Origin of the sequence: Amycolatopsis dongchuanensis, from assembly GCF_039542405.1 — a bacterium.
GTDB classification, from domain to species: Bacteria; Actinomycetota; Actinomycetes; order Mycobacteriales; family Pseudonocardiaceae; genus Amycolatopsis_E; species Amycolatopsis_E sacchari.
Genome location: NZ_BAABIB010000012.1, coordinates 1 through 24069, shown reverse-complemented (window position 1 = coordinate 24069; position 24069 = coordinate 1). Strand labels below are relative to the sequence as shown.

Annotated in this window: 24 protein-coding genes; 17 read left to right on the top strand and 7 right to left on the bottom strand. The window is 71.4% G+C overall.

Going from position 1 to position 24069, the window contains the following annotated elements; genetic code table 11:
• Positions 1 to 4: 4 nt before the first annotated feature.
• Positions 5 to 1486 (bottom strand): flavin-containing monooxygenase, encoded by a 1482-nt coding sequence (locus ABFX51_RS02335; protein WP_346051763.1) that lies wholly within the window; start codon positions 1484 to 1486, stop codon positions 5 to 7.
• A gap of 70 nt (positions 1487 to 1556) precedes the next feature.
• On the opposite strand from ABFX51_RS02335, the gene ABFX51_RS02330 reads away from it, so the two are divergent.
• The 5 genes from ABFX51_RS02330 (at position 1557) to ABFX51_RS02310 (ending at position 6156) form a co-directional block, all read left to right on the top strand.
• Positions 1557 to 2582: an AraC family transcriptional regulator gene (locus tag ABFX51_RS02330; RefSeq protein ID WP_091504697.1), complete on the top strand. Its 1026-nt coding sequence runs from the start codon at positions 1557 to 1559 to the stop codon at positions 2580 to 2582.
• Between the two features lie 34 nt (positions 2583 to 2616).
• A complete protein-coding gene (locus ABFX51_RS02325) occupies positions 2617 to 3591 on the top strand; it encodes an SDR family NAD(P)-dependent oxidoreductase (protein ID WP_091504698.1) in 975 nt (324 codons plus the stop codon).
• A gap of 38 nt (positions 3592 to 3629) precedes the next feature.
• Entirely contained in the window at positions 3630 to 4055 is a 426-nt protein-coding gene (locus ABFX51_RS02320; RefSeq protein ID WP_091504699.1) for a cupin domain-containing protein, read from the top strand.
• A 195-nt stretch (positions 4056 to 4250) separates the two neighbouring features.
• Entirely contained in the window at positions 4251 to 5000 is a 750-nt protein-coding gene (locus ABFX51_RS02315) for a GAF and ANTAR domain-containing protein (protein WP_091504700.1), read from the top strand.
• A gap of 37 nt (positions 5001 to 5037) precedes the next feature.
• Positions 5038 to 6156, top strand: coding sequence for an FUSC family protein (locus ABFX51_RS02310; protein WP_245782919.1), 1119 nt, complete (start codon positions 5038 to 5040; stop codon positions 6154 to 6156).
• Here the strand turns inward: ABFX51_RS02310 and ABFX51_RS02305 are convergent.
• Positions 6094 to 7251 carry a glycosyltransferase family 9 protein gene (locus ABFX51_RS02305; RefSeq protein WP_091504851.1) on the bottom strand — a complete coding sequence of 386 codons (1158 nt, stop codon included), beginning with the start codon at positions 7249 to 7251 and terminating at the stop codon, positions 6094 to 6096. The two genes, ABFX51_RS02310 and ABFX51_RS02305, sit on opposite strands and share 63 nt — an antisense overlap.
• Positions 7252 to 7365: 114 nt before the next feature.
• On the opposite strand from ABFX51_RS02305, the gene rfaE2 reads away from it, so the two are divergent.
• Genes rfaE2 through ABFX51_RS02290 form a run of 3 tightly spaced genes read left to right on the top strand, consistent with a single transcriptional unit; the run spans position 7366 to position 10345 of the window.
• Positions 7366 to 8841, top strand: coding sequence for a D-glycero-beta-D-manno-heptose 1-phosphate adenylyltransferase (gene rfaE2 / locus ABFX51_RS02300; protein ID WP_346051760.1), 1476 nt, complete (start codon positions 7366 to 7368; stop codon positions 8839 to 8841).
• On the top strand, positions 8838 to 9641 hold the full coding sequence (locus tag ABFX51_RS02295) for a glycosyltransferase family 2 protein (protein WP_346051758.1): 804 nt from the start codon (positions 8838 to 8840) through the stop codon (positions 9639 to 9641). Before rfaE2 ends, ABFX51_RS02295 begins: the two co-directional genes overlap by 4 nt.
• Positions 9638 to 10345, top strand: a complete 708-nt coding sequence (locus ABFX51_RS02290) for a BON domain-containing protein (RefSeq protein WP_346051756.1) — start codon at positions 9638 to 9640, stop codon at positions 10343 to 10345. Before ABFX51_RS02295 ends, ABFX51_RS02290 begins: the two co-directional genes overlap by 4 nt.
• Positions 10346 to 10348: 3 nt before the next feature.
• On the opposite strand, the gene ABFX51_RS02285 is transcribed toward ABFX51_RS02290, so the two are convergent.
• Both ABFX51_RS02285 and ABFX51_RS02280 read right to left on the bottom strand, forming a co-directional pair.
• Complete coding sequence (locus ABFX51_RS02285) at positions 10349 to 11002, bottom strand: maleylpyruvate isomerase N-terminal domain-containing protein (RefSeq protein WP_346051754.1); 654 nt, start codon at positions 11000 to 11002, stop codon at positions 10349 to 10351.
• 12 nt (positions 11003 to 11014) lie between these two features.
• A complete protein-coding gene (locus ABFX51_RS02280; protein ID WP_091504705.1) occupies positions 11015 to 11464 on the bottom strand; it encodes a DUF4383 domain-containing protein in 450 nt (149 codons plus the stop codon).
• 52 nt (positions 11465 to 11516) lie between these two features.
• On the opposite strand from ABFX51_RS02280, the gene ABFX51_RS02275 reads away from it, so the two are divergent.
• Positions 11517 to 11909 carry an NUDIX hydrolase gene (locus ABFX51_RS02275; RefSeq protein ID WP_218153405.1) on the top strand — a complete coding sequence of 131 codons (393 nt, stop codon included), beginning with the start codon at positions 11517 to 11519 and terminating at the stop codon, positions 11907 to 11909.
• On the opposite strand, the gene ABFX51_RS02270 is transcribed toward ABFX51_RS02275, so the two are convergent.
• The gene (locus ABFX51_RS02270; protein ID WP_346051752.1) at positions 11860 to 12921 is read right to left on the bottom strand and encodes a glycosyltransferase family 4 protein; all 1062 of its coding nucleotides are present in this window, start codon (positions 12919 to 12921) and stop codon (positions 11860 to 11862) included. The two genes, ABFX51_RS02275 and ABFX51_RS02270, sit on opposite strands and share 50 nt — an antisense overlap.
• 99 nt (positions 12922 to 13020) lie before the next feature.
• On the opposite strand from ABFX51_RS02270, the gene ABFX51_RS02265 reads away from it, so the two are divergent.
• The 4 genes from ABFX51_RS02265 (at position 13021) to ABFX51_RS02250 (ending at position 15146) form a co-directional block, all read left to right on the top strand.
• A complete protein-coding gene (locus ABFX51_RS02265) occupies positions 13021 to 13458 on the top strand; it encodes a hypothetical protein (RefSeq protein ID WP_346051750.1) in 438 nt (145 codons plus the stop codon).
• Between the two features lie 68 nt (positions 13459 to 13526).
• The gene (locus ABFX51_RS02260; protein WP_177228554.1) at positions 13527 to 13685 is read left to right on the top strand and encodes a hypothetical protein; all 159 of its coding nucleotides are present in this window, start codon (positions 13527 to 13529) and stop codon (positions 13683 to 13685) included.
• Positions 13686 to 14011: 326 nt separating this feature from the next.
• Complete coding sequence (locus ABFX51_RS02255) at positions 14012 to 14911, top strand: ribokinase (RefSeq protein ID WP_346051747.1); 900 nt, start codon at positions 14012 to 14014, stop codon at positions 14909 to 14911.
• Positions 14912 to 14951: 40 nt separating this feature from the next.
• Positions 14952 to 15146, top strand: coding sequence for a hypothetical protein (locus tag ABFX51_RS02250; protein ID WP_091504709.1), 195 nt, complete (start codon positions 14952 to 14954; stop codon positions 15144 to 15146).
• A gap of 3 nt (positions 15147 to 15149) precedes the next feature.
• Here the strand turns inward: ABFX51_RS02250 and ABFX51_RS02245 are convergent, their stop codons facing one another.
• A complete protein-coding gene (locus ABFX51_RS02245; RefSeq protein ID WP_346051745.1) occupies positions 15150 to 15530 on the bottom strand; it encodes a hypothetical protein in 381 nt (126 codons plus the stop codon).
• Between the two features lie 125 nt (positions 15531 to 15655).
• Between ABFX51_RS02245 and ABFX51_RS02240 the strand changes: the two genes are divergently transcribed.
• The 3 genes from ABFX51_RS02240 (at position 15656) to ABFX51_RS02230 (ending at position 19665) form a co-directional block, all read left to right on the top strand.
• Positions 15656 to 16093, top strand: a complete 438-nt coding sequence (locus ABFX51_RS02240; RefSeq protein ID WP_091504711.1) for a hypothetical protein — start codon at positions 15656 to 15658, stop codon at positions 16091 to 16093.
• A gap of 328 nt (positions 16094 to 16421) precedes the next feature.
• Positions 16422 to 17963: a glycoside hydrolase family 13 protein gene (locus ABFX51_RS02235; RefSeq protein WP_346051743.1), complete on the top strand. Its 1542-nt coding sequence runs from the start codon at positions 16422 to 16424 to the stop codon at positions 17961 to 17963.
• 79 nt (positions 17964 to 18042) lie between these two features.
• Entirely contained in the window at positions 18043 to 19665 is a 1623-nt protein-coding gene (locus tag ABFX51_RS02230; RefSeq protein ID WP_346051741.1) for a RecQ family ATP-dependent DNA helicase, read from the top strand.
• Here ABFX51_RS02230 and ABFX51_RS02225 read toward each other — a convergent pair.
• Positions 19653 to 21230 (bottom strand): IS1634 family transposase, encoded by a 1578-nt coding sequence (locus tag ABFX51_RS02225; RefSeq protein ID WP_346051739.1) that lies wholly within the window; start codon positions 21228 to 21230, stop codon positions 19653 to 19655. The genes ABFX51_RS02230 and ABFX51_RS02225 overlap by 13 nt on opposite strands.
• A 144-nt stretch (positions 21231 to 21374) precedes the next feature.
• Here ABFX51_RS02225 and ABFX51_RS02220 point away from each other — a divergent pair, with 144 nt between their 5' ends.
• Complete coding sequence (locus tag ABFX51_RS02220) at positions 21375 to 23963, top strand: bifunctional FO biosynthesis protein CofGH (protein WP_346051737.1); 2589 nt, start codon at positions 21375 to 21377, stop codon at positions 23961 to 23963.
• The last annotated feature ends 106 nt before the right edge of the window (positions 23964 to 24069 follow it).

The following is a 24069-nucleotide window of genomic DNA, read 5'->3' as shown; positions in this document are numbered from 1 at the left end:
GCTTTCAGGCCGCCTTCCCCGGCGCCACCTCGCGGTACGCCCGCAGGTCCACTTTCGCTGTGCGCCGGTGGTACTCCCAGACCAGACCGGGCCAGTTCGTCGAGATCCGGCCGTTTTCCTCGCGGTACCAGCTGCGGCAGCCGCTCCACACGCTCGCCGCGAGCCTGCCCTGCACCTCACGGTCGAACCGCTCGGCAACGTCGCGTCGAACGTCCACACAGGACACATGGCCCGCCGCCATCTCGCGCACGAGCTGAAGCACGTAACGGCACTGGTGCTCCATCATATAGATGATCGAGTTGCCGCCGAGGTTGGTGTTCGGGCCGTAGATGAGGAACATGTTCGGGAAGTCCGGCACGCTGATCCCGAGGTAGGCGTGTGCGCCACCGGCCCACTCCTCCGCCAGCTCGCGCCCGCCGAGCCCGCGCACGCGCATCGGGGCGAGGAACTCGGTCGCCTTGAAGCCCGTGCCGTAGATCAACACGTCCGCCTCGTGCAGCCCGCCTGTCGTGCGCACACCTTCGGGCGTGATCTCGGTGATCCGGTCCGTGACGACGTCCACATTGGACTTCGCCAGCGTCGGGAACCAGTCGTTGGAGAACAACACGCGCTTGCAGCCGACGCGGTAGTCCGGCAGCAAGCGCTTGCGCAGCGCGCGGTCGCGCACCTGGCGCCGCAGGTGGACGCGGAACAGCAGCTCGACGAGCCTGCCCAGCGGCAGCACCGAAGTCAGCGCCAGCGTCAGCAACTCGCCCACACCCCACGTGCCGAACCGGCCGAGCAGCTGGGTGACCGGCAGGGACCGGTACAGGCGGTGGTGCCAGCGCGTGTAGGCGCGGTCGGGTTTGGGCACGACGTAGGGCGCGGAGCGCTGGAACACCGTCAGCCGCGCGACCCGGGGCTGGATGCGCGGCACGAACTGGACGGCGCTCGCCCCGGTGCCGATGACCGCGACGCGCTTGCCCCGCAGATCGACGTCGTGGTTCCACTCGGCCGAGTGAAACACCTCTCCGGCGAAGGTCCGCGCGCCCGGGATGTCCGGCACGGCGGGCCGGGACAGCTGACCGGTGGCGGGCACCAGCACGTCGGCCTCGACGGTCCCGGCGGACGTCTCCAGCCGCCAGCGCCCGGTGCCCTCGTCGAACTCGGCTGCGCTGACCTCGGTGTTCAGCCGGACGTGGTCGAGCACGCCCTCGTCCTTCGCGACCCGGCGCAGGTAGTCGAGGATGTCGGGCTGCTCGGAGTAGCGGCGGGGCCAGGTGCGGTTCGGCGCGAAGGAGTACGAGTACAGCGGCGACGGCACGTCACAGGCCGCCCCGGGGTAGGTGTTCTCGCGCCAGACACCCCCGATGTCGCCGGCGCGTTCGAAGACCTCGAAGTCGGTGAACCCGGCGCGCTTGAGCATGACGGCCAGCCCGAGGCCGCCGAACCCGGCGCCGATGACGGCCACCTTCGGCTGGCGGGAGGACGTCGGCGTCTTTCTCACGTCCCAGAAGGTAGGCCCGTGCCGGTACCCGGCCAAGACAACAGCGGACAGGCGATCCATAATTCCGGCCATGAGCCAGCTGGTCGAGCCGGTGGTGCGGCACTGGGACTTCCCCCGGGGGATCGCGAGCGTCTGCCTGCTGGTGCGGTTCGCCGGGGACCACGGGGTCGCGGAGGACCAGGTGCTGGCGGGCAGCGGGCTGACCGCGGCGCGGCTCGCCGACGCCGGCGCCGAGGTCGACGCCCGGCAGGAGCTGCGGGTGGTGCGCAACCTCGCGGCGGCGCTGCCCGACGCGGGGCTCGCCGTCGGGCGCGAGTACCACGCGACCGCGTTCGGCATCTTCGGCTTCGCGTTCATGAGCAGCCCGACCATGCGCGACGCGGTCAACCTGGCGCTGCGGTACCTCGACCTGAGCTTCGCGTTCAGCATGCCCCGCGCGCTGCTGGAGGACGGCAGGGTGCGGATGGAACTGGACGACACCGCACTGCCCGCCGACGCCGCCCGGTTCCTCGTCGAACGTGATCTCGCGGCGATCCACACGATGCTCAGCGAGCTGCTGGGGAGCCAGGTCCCGTTGCTGTCACTGGAACTGCGCTATCCCGAGCCGTCCACAGTGGAGGAGTACGAGGCGCTTTTCGGGATGCGGCCCCGGTTCGGCGGCACGGGCAACATCGCCTACTTCGACGCCTCGCTGCTCGACGAACCACTGCCGCTGGCCAACCCGCAGACCGTCGCGCTGTGCGAGGCGCAGTGCCGCGAACTGGTGTCACGTCGTCGAAGCCGCGCCGGGATCGCCCACGAAGTGCGGGAACGGCTGACCCGCTTCGGCGCGCTGGCCGAGGGCATGCCCGGCGTCGCCCGCGAGCTGGGCATGAGCACCCGGACGCTGCGGCGGAAGCTGGAGGAGTCGGGGACGAGCTTCCGCGCGCTGCTCGACGAGGTGCGCGAGGCCCTCGCCGAGGAGCTGCTCACCACCGGCGCCCTGTCGGTCGAGGACGTCGCGATCCGGCTCGGGTACGCGGAGGCGTCGAGCTTCATCCACGCGTTCAAGCGGTGGAAGGGCACCACGCCCGCCGCGTACCTCCGCCGGAGTTGACCTGGAGCCCGGTCCAGCTCCTAGCGTCGGCGGCATGAGCACTTCCCAGCACAAGATCGGCTCCGGGTTCGGCGCGGAGACCACCGCCGCCGAGGTCGTGCGGGGCCTCGACCTGTCCGGCACCCTCGCGCTCGTCACCGGCGGCTACTCCGGGATCGGGCTGGAGACGACCCGCGCGCTGACGGCCGCGGGCGCCCACGTCGTGGTCCCCGCCCGCCGACCGGACGTCGCGAAGGAGGCGCTGGGCGGGCTCGCCGAGGTCGACGAGCTGGACCTCGGCGACCTCGACAGCGTGCGGGCCTTCGCCGGGCGGTTCCTGGCGTCCGGCCGCGGGATCGACATCGTGATCGCCAGCGCCGCGATCATGGCGTGCCCGGAGACGCGCGTCGGCCCCGGCTGGGAGGCCCAGTTCGCGACCAACCACCTCGGGCACTTCGCGCTGGTCAACCGACTCTGGCCGGCGATCCGCCCCGGCGCGCGGGTGGTGTCGGTGTCCTCGCGCGGCCACCACTTCTCCCCCATCCGCTGGGACGACCCGTGGTTCCAGCGGGGCTACGACAAGTGGCTGGCGTACGGGCAGGCGAAGACGGCGAACGCCCTGTTCGCGCTCCACCTCGACGAGCTCGCCCGGCCGGCGGGCGTCCGGGCCTTCTCGGTGCACCCCGGCAGCATCCTGACCCCGTTGCAGCGGTACCTGTCCCACGAGGAGCAGGTCGCGAACGGCTGGATCGACGAGGACGGCAACCCGCTCGGCGCCTACTTCAAGACACCGGAACAGGGCGCGGCGACCCAGGTGTGGGCCGCGACTTCGCCGCAGCTGGCCGGTATGGGCGGGGTGTACTGCGAGGACTGCGACATCGCCGAGCCCGCACCCGAGGACGACCTGCCCCCGTCCGGCGACCGGCCGCCGGTGCGGCTCGGGGTGCGGGACTACGCGTGCGACCCGGCGCAGGCGGCCCGGCTGTGGGCGTTCTCGGCGGATCTCACGGGCGTGAACGCCTTCGCCTGAGTGAGAATGGGGGCCGGACCGACGGGAAGGAGCCGGCCGTGACCGACCAATGGCACCAGCCGCTGCGGCACATCAAGAGCGGCGAGCTGTCCGGCGACACCGGCCAGACCAGCGGGATGCGGCGGCTGGAGGCCATCTCGGGCAAGACGGCCGGTTCGCGGAAGGTCTGGATGGGCGAAACCCACGTCGGTCCCGCCACCAGCTCCGGTGACCACCACCACGGCGAGGCGGAGACGGCGATCTACGTCAAATCCGGGCACCCGGTGTTCGTCTTCGCGGACGGTGACGAGGAAGTGCGGCTGGAGACGAGCCCCGGCGACTACATCTTCGTGCCGCCGTACGTGCCCCACCGCGAGGAGAACCCCGGCGACGAGGACGCGGTCGTGATCATCGCCCGCAGCAGCCAGGAGGGCATCGTCGTGAACCTGCCCAGCCTGTGGGCGCCCGTGGAAGGTCCTGAATAGACGACCGTCCCGTCGTCACCGCCACCGACCGGACCCCTTACCGGTCCGTGGACCGCCGGACGTATGCTTTCCGGTGCGTCAAGCAGCTGGCGCCGAAGCTTGGGCAAAGCACGGACGGCGCGAAGGTGGCGAAAGCTTGATGTCAGGTGTTTTTGTGGTACTCCCACGCGGAACGGCGTTGACGACCTGTCGCGGATGAGCATTTCCCCCGAACGGCCGGAACCACTGATCCGACTGGACGAGGTGGCGGCCGCGTTAGCAGGACTGCGCACGGAAATCGCCGAGGAAGAACCCCTGTCCGCCGTGCTGCAGCGGCTCGCCGAAACCGCGGTGAAGGGGATCGCCGACGCGGACGGCGTGAGCGTCACGCTGCTGGGCGATGACGGCCCGCACACGGCGGCGACCACGGACGAGACGTTGATGCGCATCGACCACGACCAGTACGAGGCGGGCCGTGGCCCGGCGCTGCACGCCGCCCGCACCCGGCAGCCGGTCCGCGCGGCCGTCCGGCAGGACGAGCAGCGGTGGCCGGAGTTCGTGGCCGCCGCGCAGCGCAGCGCCGTGCTGGCCTACCTGTCGGTGCCGTTGCTGCTGGTCGGTGCGACCGAAAGCGAGGACGAACTGCTCGGCGCGCTCAACGTGTACAGCCGCACCGCGTCGGCCTTCGACCCGTTCGACGAGCGGCTCATGCAGCTGTTCACGGCGTCGGCGTCGGCGGCGATCGGCAACGCGCGGCGCTGGCACCACGCCCGGCAGCGCGTGCGGCACCTGGAGATCGCGCTCACCTCGCGGGCGGACATCGACCAGGCCAAGGGCGTGCTGATGGCGGTGCACGGCATCACGGCGGACGAGGCGTTCGCCCGGCTCGTCGAGCAGTCGCAGCGGCGGAACACCAAACTGCGGGAGGTCGCGAGCGAGCTGCTGGCGTCCGTGCGGCGCCGGTAGGGGCTTGAGGCCGGGCGAACCCGGGTACCGCAAGGAAGTGGATCGCCTGCGTTACTCCCTCCGTGCGCCCGGCTCCTGGCTGCTGCGTGCCCTCCGCGTGCCCGGCCGCGAGCGGGAAGCGTTGGTGCAGGCGGGAAAGATGGCTCTCGCCGCGGTGGTGGCGTGGCAGCTCGCGCGGGTGCTGCTGCCGTCGCCGCAATCGTTCATCGCGCCCTACGCCGCGGTGTTCCTGATGGCGGAGACCGTCTACCGCTCGCTCACCAACGCCGCCCAGCAGCTCGTCACGCTGATGCTGGGGCTCGTGCTGGCGTACGCGGGTGCGAACCTGCTGCCGCAGCCGTTGCTCGCGATGGGCGTGACGGTGTTCCTCGGCATGCTCGTCGGGCAGTGGCACCGGCTGGGCAGCAGCGGGGTCTGGGTGGGGGTCATCGCGCTGTTGATGATCGCGGGCGGTACCGCGGATTCCGGCGCGTACCTGCTGGAACGGCTCGGGGAGACCGTGCTGGGCGCGGGGGTCGGCGTCGCGGTGAACATGCTCATCCTGCCGCCCGTGCACCTGCGTCACACACGCCGCACGGGCAGCCTGCTCGCCGGGGAAATCCGGGAGCTGCTCAGCTCGATCGCCGACGACCTCGGGGGCGACTGGGATCTCGACACGGCGCGCTCATGGCTGCGCCGGGCTCGGACGCTGGACCAGACCGTGCGGCGCGCGGAGGAGGCGGTGAGCTGGGGCCGCGAGAGCACCCGGTTCAACCTGCGCTGGCGGTTCCAGGCCCGCCGGAACCGATCTCCGGTGCCGTCGCGGATCGAGTCGTCGATCGGGCTGCTGGGTGAGGTGTCGGCGCAGGTGCAGCGGATCGCCGAGGCGCTCGTGACCGAGGAACCGCTGGACAGCGCGTTCACGCAGCGTTTCGCCGACCTGCTCCACGGCCTGGCGCAAGCGATTGCTAACTACGAAGAGTCACTGGACCAGGGGGCGGAGTCGCTGCGGGAGCGACTCGACCCGGTCCACGAGAAGCAGCGTGACCTGGTCCAGTGGGTGTACGAGGGCCGCACCCTGTCGGCCGAGGCGCGGCAGACCGAGGACGCCCTGCTACTTGCCGTGTCCCGCGCCCTCCGCGTCCTCGCCAACGGCGGCCTCGCCGTGGGCCGCTAGCAGCTGCCGGGTCTCTTCGAGCACCGCGTCCACCTCGACGGAGGCGACGAACGAGTCGTCGTGTTCGCAGCGTGGCAGGTCCTCGCGCGTCACGTCCACCCCGCACACCGGGCAATGCGTCGTCCACGCGATGAGCACGCGGTCCCGCCGCCGGCCGAGCGGGCCGGCGTTGATCACGTTCCCCATCCAGTAGATGCCCACCGCGGGCGCGCCCACCGCCCGAGCCAGGTGCCGGGGCCCGCTGTCGTTGCCCACGAACACGCTGCAGCTCGCCAGCACCCCGCACAACGCCGACATCGACAGGTGCGTCATCGGCCGGACGCACTCCGCGGCACTGCCGAGGCGTTCCCGCGCCAGCCCGGTCACGCGGTCGACCAGCTCCTGCTCGTCGGGCGAACCGATGACCGCGACCCCGGCCCCGTCGCGCACGAGCGCGGCGATGACCTCGGCGAACTTCTCCGCCGGCCAGCGGCGGCGCGGATCGGTCGCGCTGGGGTGCACGACGACGAGCGGCCGCGGCAGGCCGCGCAGGTCGTCGGCGGCAGCGGCGAAATCGCTTTCCCGCACCGTCAGGCGCGGCTCCAGCGCGACGGGCGCCGCCCCCGCGAGCCCGACCACCTCCAGCGCCCTCAGCACCTCGTGCTGGTAGTAGCGGAACGGCACCCAGCGGTCCAGCTCGACCGCGTCCTCGGTGCGGGAGCCGACGGTGTACCGCGGCTTGAGCCGCTGCACGAAGGGGTTCGAGTTCCGGCCGCCGCCGTGCACCTGCACCGCGAGGTCGACCGGGCCCACGCTGTCGAAGAACGCCTGCTGCTCGGCCTCGTCGAACGGTTTGCCCGCCGGTTCGTGCACCCCGCGTGCGGGCGGCAACTGCAGCACCTGGTCGATGGGCGAGGGCCGGTCCGCGAACAACTCGGCGTGCATCCGCGTGCCCAGCAGCACGATTTCGGCCTCCGGGTAGGCCGCCTCCAGCGACTCGATCGCCGGCACCGCGAACAGCAGGTCACCGAGGCCGCCGCCACGCAGCACCGCGATGCGCCGCACGTCGGGCCACGGTTCGAGCACCGGTCCTACCGCGGGTGTGAACGTCGTCAAGGTCTCCTCCTTCTCGCGCTGGAAGAGGTGCCCGCTGCCGCGACAGGCAAACAGGAGAAGTTTGACCTTCGCGTATTCGGGCACGTTCTTGGCCGAGTAGGAGTGGAGGTGCACATGACGGCCATCACGGCTGACCTCGTCCAACGGCTTTCGCGGCACACCCCGAAGGTCGTCGTCGTGGGCGACGCGATCCTCGACGTGTGGTTGTCGGGGCACAGCGACCGGCTCTGCCGGGAGGCGCCCGCGCCCGTCGTCGAGGTGGGCGAACGCGCGTTGTCCGCAGGCGGTGCCGCGAACACCGCGGTCAACCTGGCGGCGATGGGTGCCGAAGTGCGGTTCGTCAGCCTCGTCGGGGACGACGACGCGGGCCGCGAACTCCGGGAGCTGCTCGCCGGCCAGGGGGTGGACACGCAGCACGTCGTGGTCCAGCCGGGACGGCGCAGCGTCAGCAAGCACCGCGTCGTCGCCGACGACCAGGTGCTGGTGCGGTTCGACGAGGGCGACGACGCGGAGGCCGACGGTGACCTCGCGAAACGGGTCGCCGCCGCGCTCGAACTCGCCGTGGAGGACGCCGACGCGCTGCTCATCTGCGACTACGGCAACGGTCTTTTCGGCTCCACAGTCCGGAACTCGGTCGCGAAGGCGCGCGAGGAGCTGCCGCTGGTCGTCGTGGACGCCCACGATTGCTCGCGCTGGCGTGAAATCACGCCCGACCTGGTCACACCGAACGCGGGCGAGGCCGCGCGTCTGCTCGACATCTCCCTGCCGGAGAACGGAAAACGCGCCGAGTTGTTCGAGCGGCGCCGCGCGGACCTCGCCGAGGTGACGGGCGCGAAGGCCGTCGTCGTGACGCTCGACCGGGACGGCGCGTTGCTGCTCGCCCCGGACGCACCGGGCTACCGCACGTGGGCCGATCCCGTGCCGGAAAGCCAGGCCAGCGGCGCGGGTGACACGTTCGTCGCCGCGTTGTGCCTGGGTGCCGCGGCGTCCCTGCCGCTGACCGCGTCCATGGAACTGGCGCAGGCGGCGGCGTGCATCGTGGTGGGCAAGAGCGGCACGTCCGTGTGCACGTGGACGGAACTTTCCGTGGCCCTGACCCGCGATGCCGCGCTGGACCACGACGAACTCGCCGAACTCGTGGCGCGGCACCGCGAAGCCGGGCAGACGGTGGTGTTCACCAACGGCTGCTTCGATGTGCTGCACCGCGGCCACATCACGTACCTCAACGAGGCCAAGCGCCAGGGTGACGTGCTGATCGTCGCGGTGAACTCCGACGACAGCGTGCGGCGGCTCAAGGGCCCGGACCGGCCGGTGAACACCGCGCAGGACCGGGCGGCGGTGCTGTCCGCGCTCAGCTGCGTCGACTACGTGACCGTGTTCGACGAGGACACCCCGATCAACCTGCTGCGCAGGCTGGAACCCGAGTTGTACGTGAAGGGCGGGGACTACGCGGAGAACATGCTGAAGGAGGCCCCGGTCGTGCGGTCCTACGGCGGCGAGGTCCGGGCGCTGGGCTACGTGCCCGAACAGTCCACCACGTCCGTCATCGAAAAGATCCGCACTTCTTCGGCGGTGAAGGGAGAAGCGTGAGCGAACTCGACGTGCTCATCCCGACCTGCGACCGGCCCACCGAGCTGGCGGTCACGTTGTCCGGGCTGGCCGCGCAGGAGTTCACGGATTTCTCGGTGATCGTCAGCGATCAGTCCGAGGGCGCGCCCGACTGGGAAACCCCGGCGGCACAGGCGATGGTCAGGGTGCTGGAACGCCACGGGCACGGCGTGACGCTGAGCCGGAACCTGCCGCGTCGCGGGCTGGCGCAGCAGCGCGGGCACCTGCTTTCGCTGTCGTCCGCGCGGTACGTGCTCTACCTCGACGACGACGTGTGGCTCGAACCCGGCACCCTGACCCGCCTGCACTCGGCGATCACCGAGCTGGACTGCGGTTTCGTCGGCAACGCGGTGACAGGACTGTCCTATGTAGATGATCATCGACCGCGCGAGCTGACCCCGTACGAAGAATGGCAGGGGCCGCCGGAGCCCGAGCAGGTCTCACCGGACAGCCCGGCGTGGGGACGCTGGACGTTGCACAACGCGGCGAATCCCACGCACCTGTCCGACCAGGTCGCGGATCGTCCGAAGTGGACCGCTTACAAGGTGGCCTGGGTCGGCGGTTGCGTGCTCTACGACCGCGAGCTGCTGGAGTCGGTCGGTGGCTTCGAATTCTGGCGGGAGATCCCGGAAACCCACTGCGGCGAGGACGTGCTGGCGCAGCTGAAGGTCATGGCGAAATACGGCGGGGCGGGTATCCTGCCCACAGGTGCCGTGCACCTGGAAGCGCCGACGACCGTGCCCGACCGCACCCGACAGGCCTACGAGGTGGTATCGCCGTGAACCCCCTTTCCCAGGAGAGGCTGAGGAAACGTGACCGGTTCCTCGACCAGGCCGTACGGGAAATGTGGAAGTACGACGAAAGACTGCAGGGCGTCGACGTCGAGGTCCGCTTCGACCGCGGTGTCGCGCACCTGACGGGAGAAGTGGAATCCGCAGCGCAGCTGGCCACGGCGCGTGCGCTCGTCGGCAGGCTCGACGGCGTGCTCGCGGTGTGGGACAGGGTGCGCATCGCGGGCCGTGATCCGGTGGTGCTGGACCTGGGCTGCGGGGCGCAGAAGCAGTACCCGGGCAACTTCGGCGTGGACCTGTACCCGACGCCGGAGGTGGACGTGCTCGCCGACGTGTCACGGGCGCTGCCGTTCGCGGACGCCTCGGTGGACCGCGTGTTCCTGGTGCACATCCTGGAGCACCTGATCGATTTCCTGCCGCTGGTGGACGAGGTGCACCGGATCCTCCGGCCGGACGGCGTGGCCTTCGTGCTGTCGCCGTGGTGGCAGTACGTCAACGCCGTCGCCGACCCGACGCACGTGCGGATGCTGGACGTGCAGACCATCAAGGGCATCTGCCGTCGCCCCGGTTCGAAGCGGCCGTGGTACCCGCTGCACGCTTCGTGTGACGGGGCCAGCATTTTCGCCGAGCTGCAACCGCTTTCCGACGAGGCGGAGTTCCCGGACGAGACGGAGTTCGCCCGGTTCTTCGACTGACGTTCAGCCGAGGACGAGCGGAAGTCGTGCGGCGAACTCGCCCAGCGCTTCCCGTTCATCGTCGGTCGGCGTGCGGCGCCCGGTGCCGACCAGCAGCGCGCCCTCGTCGGACATCGAGGCGGGGAAAGGTGTTCCGGCGATCTTCTCCAGCAGAGTTCGTGCCGCAGCAAGGGTTTCCGCAGGCGGTTTCGGCGCCGAGGGCAGGCGCGCGACGAGGTCGAGGTGGTGCAGGGTCCACTCGAGCACGTACGCGGACAGGTAGTCGCCGACCGTCAGCACCTGACCCTGGGTGCCGACGAGCGCGGTGGGGTCGGCGAGTTCGGCCGCCCGGCCCGCGGCGGAACCGACGTCGTCGAAGTGGAACTTCAGCAACCGCGGCTCGCCGTAGGCCGCGGCGAGGCGGGGGATCAACGCGTCGAGCTCGTCCTCCCCGGTGGGTGGCTCGACGAGGTGCCAGTACGTCACGGCGTCCACGGTCGCCGGGCCTTCGGCGGGCGTGACGAGGGTGATCAGCACGTCCTGCGCCCCGATGACCAGGTGGCACACCACGTCCCGCACGAGCCAGCCCCGGCACCCCGAGGGCCGATCGAAGTCCTCGTCCGGAATTCCGGCGACGGCCGCGCGCAGGGCTGTCCAGGAGCGTGAAAAGAGGCCCACCCCGGCAAGGTACTAGGAACGCTGTTCCCTCGTCCGCTCGATCGCGGTGCCCAGCACCCCGAGCGCGATCATGCCGATGGCCAGCCCGAAGTGCAGCCAGTTGTCGGCGCCGTTGACGGGCAAAAAGTTCATCCCGCCGTGGCTGTCGATGACGAGGCCGTACACGCAGACGAGCAGGTAGATGAACCCGCCGAGCACGAGGTACCCCCGCGCGCCGCCGGGGATCGTGGCGAGCGCGAGGCCCGCGACGCCGAACAGCAGGTGCACGAGGTTGTGCAGGACGGAGACGTTGAAGACGCCGAACAGCAGCGCTTCCGAATGGTGCCCGCCGAAGGTGAGCTGGTCGTAGTGCGTGGTGATGCCGGGGATGAAGCCGAGGATGCCCGCGAGGAGGAAGGCCACCGCCACGACGATGGCGAAGACCTGCACCGGCCGCCGGGTCCGGGTTGTCGTTGGGGTCATGGCGTTCCCTGTACCCAGCTCCGGGGGTGCCGATGCACTACAGTTCGGCGCAGTGATCGACAAGGTGGCGTGGCTCCGGGTGGAGTCGGGCCGGGTGCTGACCGCCCGGTCGCACGGCAAGGACGTGTACTACCTGCCGGGCGGCAAACGCGAAGCCGGGGAAAGTGACGTCGACACGCTGGTGCGTGAGGTGCGCGAGGAGCTGTCGGTGGCGATCGTGCCCGGCAGCGCGGCTCACATCGGCACCTACGAAGCCCAGGCCGACGGCAAGGCGGCGGGCACGACCGTGCGGATGACCTGCTACTCCGCCGACTTCGAGGGGGAACTGGCGCCCGCGAGCGAGATCGCCGAACTCCGGTGGCTCACCTCCGCGGACCGTGCGCTCGTCTCCGCGGTCACCCGGAACGTCTTCGACGACCTGCTTCGGCGCGGGCTCCTGCACTGAGGTCGGCCAGCGTCTCGGCGACTTCGGCGGCGGCGCGCCGCACGTCGAAGTCCCGTACGGCCAGTTCCCGCCCCGCCCTGGCGAGCTTCACGCGCAGCCCGGCGTCCGTGACCAGCCGTTCCAGCCCGCTCGCCAGCGCGTCGGCGTCGTCGGGTGGCACGACGGCGGCGGCACCGGCGAGGATGTCGACGGCGTCCCCGACCGCCGTGGTCAGGCACGGCAGCCCGTGGGCCAGCGCGGTGAGCAACGCACCCGGCGGGACCTCCTGCCGCGCGGGCGCGCAGAACACGTCCACCCGCCGCAGCAACGGGATCGCGTCCGCCACCGGCCCCACGAAGCGCACGGGCAGGCCGCGGGCGCGGTCGATGAGGGCCGCTCGCTCCGGCCCGTCCCCCGCGATCAGCACGCGTACCGCCCGGCCCCGCCGGACGAGCGTCGCCGCGGCCTGTACGAGCAGGTCCAGGCCCTGTTCCCCGCTCAGCGGCGCGACCGCACCCACCACGACCGGCGTCTGCGTCCGCACCGCCACGGGGTTCGCGGGGATCTCGACGCCCGGCCGGATGCGGTGCACGCGTTGCGCGGGCACGCCCAGCTCGGCCAGGGTGCGGACGAGGGAACGCAACGGGGCGAAGGCACCGGCGAGCCGCCCGTAGACGTCCCACAGCTCGGCGGACGGGTGCCCCGCCGTGTGCAGGGTCGCCACGGTCGGCGCGACCGACGTGGCCGCTCTCAGGGCCGCCGCGTTGCTGGTGGGGTCGGGCAGGTCGACGTGCACGACGTCCGGCGCCAGCTCCGCGAGCACCGCCTGCGTTCCGGGTGCCCACGACCGGCCGCGCGCCGACGGCACCACCCGCAGGCCGGGCCGCGGCCCGAAGAACCCGGCGACCTCCCGGCTCACCACGAGGCTCGGCCGCACCTCCGGCGGCAGGAACCGCAGCAGTCGCGCCACGTGCGCTTCCGGAGCGCCGAAGGAGACCGCGTCGATCACGAACGCCGCGTGCAGGGAATCCACGGCGGGCCGGGTACCCATCGCCCGAAGGAGTTACGCGTGGGGGTTCGCCGGGCGCGGCGCCGGGTAGCCGGAGCCATGCTGTCTTCGATCCTCCGCGGAATGGCGGCCGGTGCGGCCGGCACCACCGCCCTGAACGCGGTCACGTACCTCGACATGGTGTGGCGGGGCCGTCCGGCCAGCAGCACCCCCGAGAAGACGGTCGAGACCCTGTCGGAGAAGACGGGTCTGCCGGTACCCGGCGACGAGGAGCGGCGCGGCAACCGCGTGTCCGGTCTGGGGCCGCTGATGGGGCTGCTGACCGGTGTGTGCGTGGGCGCGGGGTACGGCGCGCTGCGTGGCCTGGGGTGGCGGCCGTCGGTGCCGGTGGCGGGGCTCGTCACCGGGGTCGCCGCGATGGCCGGGTCGAGTGCGCCGATGACGCTGCTCGGCATCACCGATCCGAGGGAGTGGTCGGCGGCGGACTGGGCCAGCGACGTCGTCCCCCATCTCGCGTACGGGCTGGTCACGGCCGGTACCTACGCGGCCACGACCAGCTGAGATACGTTTCGTTCTTCACTCGAACGGGTAGACCCTCCCCCGGCGAATTCCGGGAGAGGGGAAGCACGATGGCGAGGCACCGTTTCGAGGACAACGACAACGACGAGAAGTGGGGCGGCCCCGAGCTGGCGGAGCAGATCGACCACCAGCCGCGCAAGCACCGCCAGGACCGCGAAGGCAGGGAATCGCGGCCGGAGGCCGAACCGAGCCCACCACCGCAGCGGTGACGTGCGGGGGGGTGACCGGCTGCCCGGGACGACGGCGGCAGCGCCCGGAACCCGGCAGGCCGCACAGCCACCCCGATGCAACTCGGGGCGGTGTGACCGGGCAGACCGCGCACCCACCCCGGTGCAGCTCGGGGGCGGCGTGACCGGAGGGGGCACAGCGGTCACGCCGCCGGTGAGGCCACCCGGGCGGAGCCGGTGACCGTGGCGTGCTGCGGTGGACCTGCCAGGTCCACCCCCCAGTCGCTCTCGCACAGTCTCACCTACCCAGGCCCCGCGCGCGGCAAACGTGGGTTTCGCGCGGCGCCGGGGCGGGGTACCGCGTCCCCATGAGCGTCGTCGTGATCGGGCAGGTCGCCCGCGATCTCGTGCTCCGCGTGCCCGAGGCACCGGGCCCCGGGCAGTCCGCGAACGTGCGGGAACGCAGGGAGGTGCTGGGCGGCAAGGGCGCGAACCAGGCGGTCGGCCTGGCGCAACTGGGCATGCACGTCGCGCTCGTCGGCGTGGTCGGCGACGACGGCACGGCCGACCGGCTGCTGTCCCGCGCGGAGGCGGACGGTATCGACGTCTCGCACGTCGCGCGGCGCCCAAGCGCCGAGACCGCCTTGATCGTGGACGTGCTCGACGACTCCGGCCAGTGGCGCTACCTCGAGCACATCCCCGAGGAGACCCTCGTGACGCCACGCGACGTGTTCGCGGCGTCCGGCTTGATCCGGTCCGCGCGTGCCGTCGTGGTGCAGTTGCAGGAACCGCCGGAGGCCGCGCTCGAAGCCGCCCGCATCGCCCGCGCCGCAGGCGTGCGCGTGGTCCTCGACGGCGCGCCGGGCGGCCTCACCGAGGAACTGCTCGCCCACGCGGACGTGCTGCGCGCGGACCGGCGTGAAGCGGAATTGCTGGCGCACAAGGAGATCACGTCCGTCGACGACGCGATCGAGGCCGGTCGTTCCCTCGTCGAGCGCGGGCTTTCGCTCGCCGTGCTCGACGCGGCCGGCGTGGGGAACGTGTTCGTCACCCGGCGCGGGCACGAGTTCCTGCCGCTGTCCGACGTGGAGGTGGTGGACTCCACCGGCGCGGGTGACGCGCTCGTCGCCACGCTCACGTACGCGCTGGTCGCGGGCGAACCGCTGCCCGTCGCCGCGCGGCTGGCGGTCGCGGCGTCGTCCCTGACCGTCCAGCACCCGGGTGGTCGCCCACAGTTGTCGCGGGCCGCACTGTCCGCATACACCTGAAAGAGTGTTTGCCTGATCACATCGGGGGCACTCCCCGGCCATGCTGACCACTGCCCTCACCGGCAAACCCAAGGCGGCCCGGCGCCTGTACATCCCGCCCGACCAGACCGCGCCGCCCGTCCCGTGCGAGGAGTGCGGTTACACGGCACTGCACGTGGGCCGGATCGTCGAGGACGAGCGGGTCGTGGCCACGATCCTCGTGTGCACCCGCTGCCGCGCCCGCACGCCCCGCTGACGTTCAGGCGAGCAGTTCGCGGCTCGCGACCTCCGCCGCCCCGAGCTCCTGGCCGAGCTGCATGATCAGGTTCTGCGCCCTCGCGAGCGCCGACGCCGCGTCGAACACCGACCTGGTGATCGCGTCGAACCCGCGTGGCGGCAGGTCGCCCGAGCACATGTGCTGCTCGAGCCACGCCCCGAGTTCCGGCAGGCTCCGCCCGACGTTCTCGGCGAGCAGCCGCAGGGAAGCCAGCACCTCGGAGACCTCCGCCGTGCTGCCGATCCCGCCCTGCCCGTCGAGCCCCGACGTCTGCCGGTAGAGGTGGCGCGTCGCCTCCTGGGCGCGCGCGGCGAAGGTGGTGGCGGCGGTGGCCTCGGCCCCGCCGTTCGGCGATGCGTCCATCTTGAGTTCCTTCGTCGGCGAGGGGTGGTAGAAGCCGTACCCCGAGCGGCCGCGGTCAAACGACGTTTCGGCCGGATCGTGCCGGGAACCCGCCCCGCAATGATCCCCGGCACGATGGAATTCCCATGACGCACAGCGAACTCCGGCGGGACGTCCGCCAGCTCGCCGACCGGCTCGTCGAGGTCGTGGCGGCCGGTGACCACGGTGCGCTGGCCGCGCTCGTGCCCCGGCTGCTCGGCGGGCAGTCGCCCGAGCGGCGCCTTTTTCCACCGCTGCTGGCGGAATTCGCCGCCGAGGTCGCGTGGCGGCTGCGGGCGCACGCCGGGGCCGTGCGGCCCGAGGACGTGTTCGTCGTCGACCTCACCGGCGACGACGAGGACGGCGTGCCGGTGGACGAACTGCCCCCGCCGTTGCGTGCCGTGTTGCGCGCCGTGCTCGCCGAGCTCAACGACGATTCCGAGAACTCCTTGTTACAACTGGAATTCGTGGCGCGGGACCCGGACCCGCTCGGCAGGCTCGACGCGCTGCTGCACCTCGTCTGGTGGGTGAGCGACCTCCGCTGAAGCGGCTACCCTGGAACACCCGGAGCCGAGTGGAAGGGGAGCACGTGGGCAGCCGGTGGTGGCGGGACGCGGCGATCTACCAGATCTACATCCGGAGCCTGGCCGACGGCCAATACCGCTAAGTTTAGGCGAGTTTCCGCAGCTCAGAGGCGTTTGGAGGCGTCGCCCACAGAGCGGTCACACCCCGACAGAACAGTTGCCTCGATTGAAGATTCCCCTCAACCGCAACGGCGACTGTCTCAAGTGGAGAACCGCCTAACCGGCGGGAACGACTGAACAGAGCCTCCGATAACGCCCTGACCAGGTAAAACGTACTAACTTAGCGGTATTGGCCGACGGCAGCGGTGACGGGATCGGCGACCTCGCCGGCATCCGCGCCCGGTTGCCCTACCTGCGGGACCTCGGTGTCGACGCGGTGTGGATCACGCCGTGGTACCCGTCCCCCATGGCGGACGGCGGTTACGACGTCGCCGACTACCGCGACATCGACCCGCTGTTCGGCACGCTCGCCGACGCGGAGGCGCTCATCGCCGAGGCGCACGAGCACGGCCTGCGGCTGATCGTCGACGTCGTGCCCAACCACACCTCCACGCGGCACCGGTGGTTCCGGGAAGCGCTGGCGGCCGGGCCGGGTTCCCCCGAGCGGCAGCGCTACATCTTCCGCCCTGGCAAGGGTTCCGGCGCTCCCCCGAACGACTGGCGCAGCGTGTTCGGCGGCCCGGCGTGGACCAGGGTCGCCGACGGCGAGTGGTACCTGCACCTGTTCGACGCCTCCCAGCCGGACCTCAACTGGGACCTGCCGGAGGTGCGCGCGGAGTTCGAGGACGTGCTGCGGTTCTGGCTCGACCGCGGCGTGGACGGGTTCCGCATCGACGTCGCACACGGGCTGGTCAAGCACCCCGGACTGCCGGATCTCGGCGTGGACCACGAGGACCTCGTGAAGCCGCCGGACCGCACGAACCACCCGCACTGGGACCGCGACGAGGTGCACGAGATCTACCGTTCTTGGCGCCGCATCACGGAATCGTACGGGGAGGACCGGATCTTCGTCGCGGAGGCGTGGGTCTCCCGCCCCGAGCGGCTGGCGAACTACGTGCGCCCGGACGAGCTGCACACCGCGTTCAACTTCGACTTCCTGCGCTGCGCCTGGGATGCCGGCGCACTCCGCGCGGTGATCGACTCCAGCATCGGCGCGCTGCGGGAAGTCGGCGCACCGGCGACGTGGGTACTGTCCAATCACGACGTCGTCCGGCACGTGACCCGTTACGGGAAGGGGGATCCCGAACTCGGCAGGCGCCGCGCGCGGGCGGCCCTGCTGCTGATGCACGCACTGCCCGGCAGCGTCTACCACTACCAGGGCGAGGAACTCGGCCTGGAGGAGGTGGAGGACCTGCCCGAGGAGGTGCTGCAGGACCCGACGTGGGAACGCTCGGGTCACACGAAACGGGGGCGGGACGGTTGTCGCGTGCCGCTGCCGTGGGAGGGCACCGAGCCACCGTTCGGCTTCGGTACCGGCGGGGCCTGGCTGCCACAACCGGCGCACTGGCGCGTTCTCACGGTGGCCGCCCAACTGGATGACGAGAGTTCGATGCTGTCGTTGTACCGCAGGGCTTTGCGCCTGCGGCGCGAGCACCCCGCGCTCGGCGACGGGGAACTGTCCTGGTTGGACTCCCCGGAGGACGTGCTGCTGTTCCGCCGGGAGCCGGGGCTGGTGTGCGCGGTGAACCTCGGAGACACGCCGGTCCCCCTGCCGCCGCACGAAAAGGTGCTGCTGTCGAGCGAGCCACTGCCGGACGGGAAGCTGCCCTCCGACGCGGCTGTCTGGCTAGGCCAGCCCCTCGCCCACCACCACCACCACCCTCAACGGTGACGCTGCGCGTCGCTGTTCAACCCAAGTGGGCGCGGGAGAAACCAGGTTTCCCGAGGCCGGGGCAGGGAACCACCGGACGGTGTCCAGACGCGACGAGCTGCGAGACGCGGCGAAGCAGACCTTCGGCTGGGACCGGTTGCTCCCCGACCAGCTGACCGCGATGGAGCAGCTCCTCGGCGGCCGCGACGTGCTGGTCGTGATGCCGACGGGATCCGGCAAGTCGGCGATCTACCAGGTGCCCGCGTTGCTCCGCCCGGGGCCGACGCTGGTGGTGTCGCCGCTGACCGCACTGCAACGCGACCAGGTGAACCAGATCGCCGAGAGCGAAGCCCCCGAGGCGGTCGCGGTGAATTCGGCGCAGCGCTCGCGGGACAGCAAGGACGCGTGGGAGTCGATCGAGGAAGGTGACGCCGAGTACCTGTTCCTCTCCCCCGAACAGCTGGCGAAGGAGGAGGTCCTGCGACGGCTGGACGAGGTGCGGCCGAGCCTGTTCGTGGTCGACGAGGCGCACTGCGTTTCGGCCTGGGGACACGAATTCCGGCCCGACTACCTGCGGCTGAGCCCCGTCATCGAACGCCTCGGGCACCCGCCGGTGCTGGCGCTGACGGCGACCGCGGGCGGCCCGGTGCGCGACGACATCGTGACGCACCTCGGCATGCACGACCCGGTGCAGGTGATCACGGGCTTCGACCGGCCGAACCTGCACCTGGCCGTGCACTGGTTCGCCACGGACGAGGAGAAGCGGCAGGCCCTCGCCGAATGGGTCGCGCAGGCGCCCAAGCCGGGCCTGGTCTACACGGCCACGCGCAAGGACTCCGAGCGCTACGCGGAAGAACTCGGCCCGGCCGCCGCCGCGTACCACGCGGGCATGAAGGCGAGCGACCGCAAGGACGTGCACGAACGGTTCCTCGCGGACGAACTGGAGGTCGTGGTCGCGACGTCCGCGTTCGGCATGGGCATCGACAAACCGAACGTGCGGTTCGTGGCGCACGCGTCGATCCCGGAGTCGCTGGACTCGTACTACCAGCAGATCGGGCGTGCGGGCCGGGACGGCGAACCGGCGGAGGCGCTGCTGTTCTACCGACCGGAAGACCTTGGGCTGCAACGGTTCCTCACCGCACGACGACTCGACGAGGAGGGCGTGCGGGAGGTCGCCGAGGCGGTGCGGGAGGCCGACGGGCCGGTGGCGCCGCAGGATGTCGACGAAGCGGTCGACCAGTCCCACCGGCGCGCGATGAACAACCTGAACCTCCTCGAGCAGGCCGACGTGGTCGAGGTGCGCGACGGCGAGTTCGACTACCGCGACGACGCGCCGGAGGACCCCACGGAGGAGGTCAGCGAGGTCTCGGAGAAGCAGAAGGAGCTGGACCGCACCCGGCTGGAGGTGATGCGGCAGTACGCCGACACGCAGTCGTGCCGCCGCCAGTTCCTGCTGGGCTACTTCGGCGAAACCCTCGCCGAGCCGTGCGGCAACTGCGACACGTGCGAGGCGGGGACGGCCGCGGAGCAGGCGCAGTTCACCGACGCCGAGTACCCACCGGACGCGAAGGTCCGGCACCGCGAGTGGGGCACCGGCCGGGTCGTGCACCGCGAGGCCGACCGCATGACGGTGCTGTTCGACGAGGGCGGCTATCGGACGCTGTCGCTGGCCGCCGTCGAGGAGGGGCACCTGCTGACCGAAGAGGGGGCTCAGGGCGCGTAGGCGCCGAGGCCGAACAGCTCGAACAACCGCTGCTGCGTCGCGTCCCGCGCCGTGAGCACCCGTCGCGTGCGCGGCCGCCCGCCCGTCGACGGGTACCGCAGGACGGTCTCGCCGATCCCCGCCAGCTGGTCCAGCAACTCCCGGACGGACAGGTCGAGCCCCGCGCGGTCCGCCTCCCGCCGCATGACGTGGGTGACGGCCGTCGCGAGCACGGTGACCAGCGAATGCACCGCCATGCGGTGCTCGCTCCAGTCCCACCTCGGTGCGGGCGCGGCGACGAACGAGCCGTTCAGCATCCGCACGGTCGAATCGAGGTGGTAGCGCGCCCGGTACGCGGTGACGACGTCCACCACGGGCCAGTCGTGGTCCGTGACCAGCAGCTGCTTGCCGAAGAACTCCTCGTCCAGCCGGGCCCGCGCCGCCTCGTCGATGCGGTGCTCCAGGCGCAGCTCCCCCGGCCTGCTCCCGGTCAGCCGGGCGCTGAGCACCCGGTCCACCCACCGCACCCGGGTGATCCGCGCGATGTCGGTGAGCAGCTGCTCCCTCGGCCGGCGGTTGGTGCCCGCCTCCAGCGCCAGCGCCAGCCCGTCGAGCTGCCGCGTCGCACTGCTCAAGGCCTGCGCGAAACTCCTCGACTGCGCCGCGTGGAGCCGGGCCGAATGCGTCAGCACGACCCGCCGTTGCACGCCGAACACGTTCGTCCGGGCCTCCAGGGCGGTCAGCCCCGGAAACCGCCCCGGGTCCACCGGGCGACGGCTCGAAGCGGGCCTTGCCAGCAGGTCGGGGAAGTCGGCCAGCGGTAGTGCCCCGACGAAGTGCAGCCCCGAGTCGAGGTCGAGCTGGGCGTGCTGGCCGGTGTCGAACACCACGGTCACCTCACCCGCCTGCCGCGCGCCCAGCCGGTCGACCGCCACCCCGAACGGCTCGACCCCCAGCCCGCCCCGCCGGTAGACCCGCGACACCAACGGGATCGCGCCGTCGAGGGTCACCAGTGCGCTGAGCCCCGCGAGCGTTGCGTCGGCGGTGTCGGACTCCGCGTACGTCGCAAAGTTCGGCACGTCCACGGCGAGCGTGACCGACTCTCGCGGAATCCTCGCGGCGACGGCGTCTTCGATGCGTTCCAGCTGCCCGCGCGTCAGCCGCCGCGTGACGCGCCAGAACTCCTCGTCCCGCACGGCGTCCGCAGGCAGGCGAAGGCGCACGAACCGTGCCGCGGCGGCACCTTTCCACCAGTCTTCAAGCGGGACGTCCGGTGCGGTCGCCCGGTGCAGGACGGCGAGCACGAGGTACGTCGCGATCTTCGCCCGGCGCGGAGTCAGCACGTCTTCGATCGCCTGCCGCACCTGGAGCCGCTCCAGGGTGGACCAGACCGCCGCGACGTCACCGAAAGCCAGGTGCCGCGTGGATTCGGGCAATCCGGTCGCTCCGTCGAGTGCCGCGGCCACGTCCGCGGCGGAGCCGAGGTAGCGCTGCGACACGATCCGGGGCGATCCGTCCACCCGTTCGGACTCCACCAGGTAGTAGTACGTCCGTCCGTTGATGCGCTTGCCGACGATCGAAGCCACACTTTAGGTAATACCGCCCGGACCGGTCCGCGGCAACGAAAGCAGGGTCACTGAGCTGCGCAAACACCCGGCCGCGGTCGGGTGCGGACGGAATCACCGAAGCGGTCGTGGAGGTGCTTCGCCCCGCGCACCTACGTTTGCCCTATGGCTTCCGCTGACCAGCAGGACCGACCGACCGCCTCCGCGATGCGCCGCGCGCTCGCGCGGGCGCGCGACGGCAAGACGCTCGACCTCACCGAAGCGACCGTGCTGCTGCACGCCCGCGACGAGGACCTGGCGACGCTGTCGGAGTACGCGTCCCGGGTCCGCGACGCCGGGCTCGCCGCCGTCGGCCGCGAAGGGATCATCACCTACAGCCGCAAGGTGTTCATCCCGCTGACCCGGCTGTGCCGGGACCGCTGCGGGTACTGCACGTTCGCGACGGTGCCGGGCAAAGTGGACGCTCCGTTCCTGTCGCCGGACGAGGTGCTGAAGATCGCCCGCGACGGCGCCGCGATGGGCTGCAAGGAGGCGCTGTTCACGCTCGGCGACCGCCCGGAGGACCGCTGGAAGGCCGCCCGCGAGTGGCTCGACGCGCACGGCTACGACGACACGCTGTCGTACGTGCGCGCGATGGCGATCCTGGTGCTCGAGGAGACCGGGTTGCTGCCGCACCTCAACCCCGGCGTGATGACGTGGCAGGACCTGCAGCGGCTCAAGCCGGTGGCCCCGTCGATGGGCATGATGCTGGAGACCACGGCGACCCGCCTGTGGAGCGAGCGCGGCGGCCCGCACTACGGTTCGCCGGACAAGGATCCCGCGGTGCGGCTGCGGGTGCTGGAGGACGCGGGGCGCAGCGCGGTCCCGTTCACCACGGGCATCCTCATCGGCATCGGCGAGAACTACGCCGAGCGCGCGGACGCGTTGTTCGCGATCCGCAAGGCCGCGCGTGCCTACGGCGGCATCCAGGAAGTCATCGTGCAGAACTTCCGCGCGAAGCCGGACACGAAGATGCGCGCGACGCCCGACGCCGACCTGCAGGAGCTGGCGGCGACGATCGCCGTGGCGCGGCTGGTGTTCGGGCCGAAGATGCGGTTGCAGGCGCCGCCGAACCTGATCGGCAGCCAGTACGACCTGATGGTGAAGGCCGGCATCGACGACTGGGGCGGGGTTTCGCCGCTGACGCCCGACCACGTGAACCCGGAGCGGGCGTGGCCGCAGATCGACGAGCTGGCGCGGCAGACCGCGGCGGCGGGGTACGAGCTGCGTGAGCGGCTGACGATTTATCCCGAGTACATCCTGGCCGGCGAGCCGTGGCTGGATCCGCGCGTGGCGGGGCACGTCGCGGCGCTGGCGGATCCGGCGACGGGGCTGGCGCTGGACGTCAAGCCCGAGGGCAAGCCGTGGCAGGAGCCGGACGGCGGCTGGCAGCAGCAGGGCCGCACGGAGCTGCACGTCGAGGTGGACACGGTCGGCCGCACGGGCGACCGGCGCAGCGACTTCGACTCGGTGTACGGCGACTGGAACGAGATCGCCAAGCAGGTGCCGAGCGCCCCGGCGCGGATGGACGCCGACATCGCGGCGGCGTTGCGGCGCGCGGAAAAGGACCCGTCGGGACTGTCCGATGAGGACGCTCTGGCGCTGTTGCACGCGGACGGCGCGGAGCTGGACGCGCTGGCGGAGCTGGCGGACGGCCTCCGTCGCGACGCGGTGGGCGACGACGTGACGTTCGTGGTGACGCGGAACATCAACTTCACGAACGTGTGCTACACGGGCTGCCGGTTCTGCGCCTTCGCGCAGCGGCGGACGGACGCGGACGCGTACACGTTGTCGTTGTCGCAGGTGGGTGACCGGGTCGACCAGGCGTGGGAGGCCGGGGCGACGGAGATCTGCATGCAGGGCGGGATCCACCCGGACATGCCGGGCACGGCGTACTTCGACCTGGCGGCGGAGGTGAAGCGGCGGCAGCCGGACATCCACCTGCACTCGTACAGCCCGATGGAGGTCGTCAACGGCGCGTCGAGGACGGACCTGTCCATTCGCGACTGGCTGACGCGCGCGCACGAGTCCGGTGTGGACTCCCTGCCGGGCACGGCGGCCGAGATCCTGGACGACGACGTGCGGTGGGTGCTGACGAAGGGGAAGCTGCCGACGTCGAGCTGGATCGAGGTGATCACGACCGCGCACGAGCTGGGCATCCCGACGACGTCGACGATGATGTACGGGCACGTCGACACGCCGGCGCACTGGGTGGGGCACATCAAGCTGATCGGGCGGTTGCAGCGGCAGGCGCTGGAGCGGACGGGGCGGCGCGGGTTCACGGAGTTCGTGCTGCTGCCGTTCATCCACCAGAACGCGCCGATCTACCTGGCCGGCCTGGCGCGCCCGGGGACGACGGTGCGGGAGAACCGGGCGGTGCACGCGCTGGCGCGGATCCTGCTGCACGGGTTGATCGACAACATCCAGTGCTCGTGGGTGAAGCTGGGTGAGGAGACGTGCCGGGCGGTGCTGCGCGGTGGCGTGAACGACCTCGGCGGCACGCTCATGGAGGAGACGATCAGCCGCATGGCGGGCGCGAACAACGGCTCGTACAAGACGATCAGCGAGCTGGAGGCGATGGTCGAGCCGCTCGGCCGCCCGCTCGTGCAGCGCACCACGTCGTACGGCCGCCCGAGCCCGGAACGCGTGGCGGCCGCCCGCCTGAGCGACGGAGTAGCGCAAGCGGTGCGAAACCCCCTCCCCATCGTGGGCTGATCGCGGAGGTCCGGCGAGGTTCGTGCGCGGCGGCTCGGCGGGGTGCGTGGCCCGGCGGGGTGGCGCGGTGCCGCGGCGCGGCCCGGCGCGGTGGCGCGGCCCGGCG